The 5,555-nt window shown below is 49.0% G+C and carries 7 protein-coding genes; all 7 read right to left on the bottom strand.

All coding sequences use genetic code 11. The annotated features are described in order from the left end of the window. On the bottom strand, positions 1–140 hold a 140-nt coding region (locus tag HA494_09410), incomplete at its 3' end, for a hypothetical protein (protein ID NHV97979.1). A gap of 276 nt (positions 141–416) precedes the next feature. Further along, positions 417–1,214: a pyrroline-5-carboxylate reductase gene (gene proC, locus HA494_09405; GenBank protein NHV97978.1), complete on the bottom strand. Its 798-nt coding sequence runs from the start codon at positions 1,212–1,214 to the stop codon at positions 417–419. Continuing rightward, positions 1,215–1,559 carry an arcadin 1 gene (locus tag HA494_09400; protein NHV97977.1) on the bottom strand — a complete coding sequence of 115 codons (345 nt, stop codon included), beginning with the start codon at positions 1,557–1,559 and terminating at the stop codon, positions 1,215–1,217. A gap of 76 nt (positions 1,560–1,635) precedes the next feature. Further along, entirely contained in the window at positions 1,636–2,919 is a 1,284-nt protein-coding gene (gene hisS, locus HA494_09395; protein ID NHV97976.1) for a histidine--tRNA ligase, read from the bottom strand. 34 nt (positions 2,920–2,953) lie between these two features. Next, a complete protein-coding gene (locus tag HA494_09390; GenBank protein ID NHV97975.1) occupies positions 2,954–3,925 on the bottom strand; it encodes a replication factor C small subunit in 972 nt (323 codons plus the stop codon). Positions 3,926–4,008: 83 nt separating this feature from the next. Next, complete coding sequence (locus tag HA494_09385) at positions 4,009–4,545, bottom strand: peroxiredoxin (GenBank protein ID NHV97974.1); 537 nt, start codon at positions 4,543–4,545, stop codon at positions 4,009–4,011. Positions 4,546–4,670: 125 nt separating this feature from the next. Beyond that, entirely contained in the window at positions 4,671–5,528 is an 858-nt protein-coding gene (locus HA494_09380) for a TatD family hydrolase (GenBank protein ID NHV97973.1), read from the bottom strand. Positions 5,529–5,555: the final 27 nt, after the last annotated feature.

Here is a 5,555-nt window from a genome sequence, read left to right as displayed (position 1 = left end):
TGCTTAGCCAAAATGTGTCTGATCTCGGGATGGCTTAGGAGGGCGCGGTAGATTTCAAGGTTATGAACACCCGGTATGCCGAAGATGTATCTACACCCAAACCTTGAAAGAAGCTCCACAATAACCTCGGCGCAACTCATTGAGGAGATTCCCCGATTGGTTCTTATCTGGTGAGGAACTTATCTCTTTTTCTACTCGGGGGATGTTAATGTTGAGGTTTCATCAAGTTTTGTAGGGTTCAAGACTACCAGATTCTCTGTTTTAGACAAGCTTAGCCTCCAGCGCCTGCAACGTACGCTTCTTGACAGCACCCTCTAAAGCAGATCTAAGAGCCCCAGAGCCCCAACACTCTTTTCCCTGCTTCCTTCTTCAACCCCTCTTCACCAAACCTATGCAGTGCATAAACAATACCTGTTTTATTGGCCGCTTATCTCCTTTGAAATTTCAGCCGCTCTTTTTGATGCTGCTTCGACAGCCTTTACAAACGCTGCCCTAACGCCAGCCTCCTCAAGCTTCAAAAGCCCCTCTATTGTGGTGCCTGCTGGTGTAGCAACCTTTCTTCGGAGTGCAGCTGGGTCTTGCTTTGCTTCTATAACCATCTTAGCGGCACCGTAAACGACCCAAGATGCTAGTTGGAGCGCCTTTTCATACGGTATGCCCATCCTTAGACCGCCTTCAGCGAGAGCCTCTATGACTAGGAAGATGTAGGCTGGTCCGCTTCCGCTTAACCCTGTTACGGCATCCACCAGCGCTTCATCGACCACAAGGGTGTAGCCTACGCTGCCGAAGAGCTTCTCCGCCAACCTAAGATCATCCTCAGAAGCTTTGGTGCTCGGTGTTAGGGTTGTAACCGCACCTTTGACCGCGGCAGCTATATTGGGCATCGCTCTGATGAATCTAGCGTCTGGAGCCGCCTTCTCCAAGTAGCTCAGCTTCACACCAGCCGCCACCGAGATTACAAGCTTACCCTTTATCAGATCCTTCACATCATCTAAGAGGGGTTTCACATCCCTCGGCTTCACCGCTACGACCACAACATCAGAGCCCTTAGACGCCTCTCTGCTGCTAGCATAGGTCCTTATGCCCTCCTTTTCAAGGAAGCGTCTCCTCTCCTCAATAACCTCAGCGACGGAGACCTCGACACCCTCCACTGTGGAGAAGCCTTTCGCTAAGGCTTCACCTATCGTGCCTCCGCCGAGGATACTGACCTTCATCTAAACACCTTCTAGACTCCTCTTTAGAGTTATCGTCCCATCTTTTAGAAGCAGATCGTAGATTTCATTAACCTCAAACCTTATCCCGAGCATCTCATATTCAGTCTCGGTCAAAAAGAGAATGATCTTAGGTGAGGCGAGCTGAGGCATAGCTGGAAAGAGTCCCATAGACTGAAATTGGCTTATGATGCTCTTGATCAACCTAGCCTCATCCTCCTTCCCATATATCCCAAACTGGGCCCTAGGCCTAACCTCAACGAGCTCGATCTGCTTCCCCGGCTGACCAGTCTCTGGATCTGTTATAGATGAAATCCTATTCACCCTAACCTTCGTGTACTCAGCCATACCAACCGCACCACATACCACACGTACCTAAACATTAACTTTACCGCTAAACTAGAACCTACCCCGTAGCAAGACACTAAGTTTTCAGAGCCTGTTTCAAGTAGTTTATGGCTTCTGCAATAGGTTTCACTTCCTCCCTACCCTCTCTCATATCCCTCAAAACCACTTTGTTGGCTGCAAGCTCCTTAGGTCCTACGATTATTACGTATGGCGTGTTGCGTTTAGCGGCAGCTTCGAGCTGCTTCTTCAGGCTCCTATCACCTAGATCTACCTCAGCGGCTAACCCTTCTCTTCTCAGCGTCGCTGCTATCTTCTGGGCTGCGCCGCTTACCTCTTTACTCACATAAGCAACATAGATGGATTGCGCAGACATCGACTTCGGTGCACGTTTCTTTAGAGCGATTATCGTTCGATCAACACCACCAGCCACCCCGGTCGCACCAATATCTGGTCTCCCAAAGATTGCGGTCAGTATGTCGTATCTCCCACCTCCAGCTAACGCACCTAGTGCTAGGTCGCTTTGAGTGAAGACCTCGAAAACTACCCCGCTATAGTAGTCAAGCCCTCTTACTATCGAGAGGTCGACGACGACGTTCTTAACCTCCCTCTGCTTCAGCAGATCTATTAGCTCGGCTAGTGTGCTGGCTGATGCAAGTCCATACTCCCCTATCCTACTCAAAACATCTTCAGCTACACCACTTATCTCTCCAAACTCTAGGAGTTTGCTTAGATTCGATGAGTCGATCTTAGATGCGTACTCCTCCAAAATCTCTTGCTTCGACTTCTTTTTGATCTTGTCCAGAGCTCGAAGCATCTCTGCAACTATAGGTTCGTCCTCAACGCCTATCATCTTCTTGATGTATTCGCTTACAACCCTCCTATCCCCAATATGCACAGACACATCGCCAAGTCCAAGTTTCGTGAAGAGGGTGTAGGTGAAGTCGATAACCTCAGCATCCGCATCCACACCTGTGGGTCCGAAGACCTCAGCATCCCACTGATAGAACCACCTATACCTCCCATACTGGGGCTCATCATACCTCCACAGCCCAGCGAAGGAACCAATCTTAACCGGTAGCTGGAGGCTGCGGTTAGATACAACCCACCTTGTAAGCCCGACTGTAAGGTCGAATCTTAACCCAACCTCCCTACCACTCTTGTCCCTAAAAGCAAAGATTTCCTCTCTTATAGATGGACCGCTCTTAGCCTCAAGCGTCTCCAGCGACTCAAGAGGAGAAGGTTCCATCAAGTTAAAACCGAAGAGCCTACAAGTCTCTATAAAGGTGCCTCTAATCTCCTCCATAAGCGCGTAGTCTTCTGGCGGTATATCTCTGAAACCTCGGGGTAAGCTGAACCTCATCCTCTATGAGGGCTACTCTACTTCCTTTAATATACTATTTTCCCCTCTTGCTCGGTTGGCTAATCTCTTTGCCGAGTTGAACGAGCTCAGCGAGCAGCGCGGTCAGTTGAATGTCCGGGTTCGCACCTACCACAAGCCGGTAATCATACTTAGCTATAGATTCGGCGATCCTATCTAGGTTAGGTGGGTTAAGAGCAGATATCTCCTCAAACGCGTATTTGAGGAAGTCTTGCTCAGACATGCCATAGACTTTGGTGAGTTCGAGCATCTTCTCCCTAGCTGCATTAAACTCTCCACTCAGGGCGAGCCTAACTGCTTCACCAACCATCGCTTTGCTCGATATACCCGCTACACGCTTGACATTCTCTACGCTAACCTCACCCATGGCTGCTGCAGTCTGGAGGATGTTTATAGCGTGCCTTAGGTCGCCTTCACTAACCTTATATATTAGGGACAGAGCCTCAGGCTGAACCTTCTTTACACCCTCTGACCTACAGATGTAGGCTAAGTGGTTAACCACATCCTTCTCCTCAAGCCTCTGAAACCTGAATACAGCTGTTCTGCTCTGTATAGGCTCGATTATGCCTGAGCTGTAGTTGCAGATGAGTATAAATCTGCAGATTCTTGAGCTCTCCTCCATTATTCGCCTCAGAGCGGTCTGGGCATCATTAGTCATCTCATCAGCCTCATCTAATATAATTATCCTATAGGGCACATCAGCAGCACCCACACTATAGCTTGCAAAGGTCTTGATCCTCTCCCTAACCGTCTGAATACCCCTCTCATCCGAAGCGTTGAGCTCAAGCGTGTAGTCACGCCAATAATCCTTCAGAACAGCCCTAGCCACACAAAGCGCAGCAGTAGTCTTACCAGTTCCCGGTGGACCAGCAAAGAGTAGATGAGGCATTTCAGCGGGGTTCTTAAGGAGCTCCTTTAACCCAGAAACCACGTGCTGCTGGTCAACGATCTCCTCAAGCCTCATAGGCCTATACTTCTCGACCCACATGAGAGACTGCAAAGCACTCGCAGAAGCCCATAGAATCAAAGGGGGATATAAAGCATTACCAAAAAGAAGAGGTGGGAGGGTTTCTAAACCCTACCTAACGTCTTCATCCCAGGGCGCCACTCTGCTGGGCAGAGTTCTCCAGTTTTTAGTGCGCGGAGCGTTCTGAGGGTCTCGTCTACGCTTCTCCCCACATCCATGTCGTTTACGGTCACGTGCCGAACTACGCCGTTTGGATCGATTATGAAGGTTGCTCTGAAGGCGCTGCCGTCCTCCTCGTTAATCACACCATAGGCTCTGCTTATGGCTAAAGTGGTGTCAGCGATTATTGGAAAGTTGGCTTTCTTTATCCGCTCATCCGTCTCATACCACGCTTTATGCGAGTAGAAGCTGTCTGTGCTCGCACCGATTACAACTGCGTCCTCCTTTCTGAATTCAGGTTCAAGCTCTGCGAAGCGCTCTATCTCGGTCGGGCATACGAAGGTAAAGTCTCTGGGGTAAAAGAAGAGGACGACCCACTTCCCTTTGAAGTCAGATAGGCGGATCTTCTTCGGCTTGTCAGCACCTCTTTCGTACGCGTCTGCGACGAAGTCTGGGGCTACGCTTTTAACTTTTAGACACATATATGATCAAGTATTATTTGCAAAGAACGATTATTTTAATATTTACTGCAGATAAATTTCCGTGTGGGCTTGAACAAGATTACAGCCATCTTCTAGGGGAAGCTCGATTTGGCTAGCAACCGCTTCTATTTGTTATATTTTGAGCCGAGGTAGTTTAGCGCGTTCTCGAAGATTATGCTGCGCATCTCCTCAAACCCCAATTTATGTAGCGATGAGAGCGTGAAGATGATGCTCGGTATGAAGGCTGGTAAGGCGATTCTATTTTGAAAGACCCCGCCGAATTTCACCGGACCGTCGGTTTCGGTCAATATTAGATCCGGTGGTGTACTGGAGGCTAGCTGCTTGGTCTTCTTCGAATAGATTACTGCTGGACCATAAGATATGTAGTAGCCTCGGTCGCAAGCAACCTTCAACTGGTTTGGTGCGCCTGAGAACCAGTGTAGCAGCACGCCTCTTAGATGGTAGGTGGTGAGCGTTGATAGGACATCATCCACACTCCCTCTCGAGTGTATGGAAAGAGGCTTCTGGAGGCGCTCAGCCAGCCTCAGCATATATTCAAAGACCTCCCTCTGCCTCCTATACTCAACATCATCCCTAGCGTACTTCCTATCCAAGCCTACTTCACCGACTCCTGCGAAGCGCTCAGGCTCCAAAGACATCACCTCAGATTCGAAGCCTTCATTCTGCAAAGACCAAGGGTGCACACCTAAGAATGGCTTTACGACCTCACCAGCCTCTGCCGCTATCTTTAGGTTGAGCGCTGAAGTGCTTGTGTCTTCTGCTACCGCGATTAGGAGCGTTCGTGTGATCTTAGCCTCTAGGATGATTTGTGGTAGAAGGTCTTTTAGAGCTGGGTCTGAGAGGTGTATATGCGCATCCACAAACATAGGCTGGATGTGCTCCAGAGGGTATTTGACTCTTGTGTAATACCAGAAAGATGATTGTAGATTATTTTCCACAAACGATGTAGATAAGCCTTTCAACATCCCCCATCTTTTCTCTCTTAACCC

It is taken from the genome of Nitrososphaerota archaeon, assembly GCA_011605775.1.
Classification (GTDB): domain Archaea; phylum Thermoproteota; class Nitrososphaeria; order Nitrososphaerales; family JAAOZN01; genus JAAOZN01.
The sequence above is the reverse complement of the archived record's forward strand: the minus strand, read 5'-3'. Positions and strand labels throughout refer to the sequence as shown.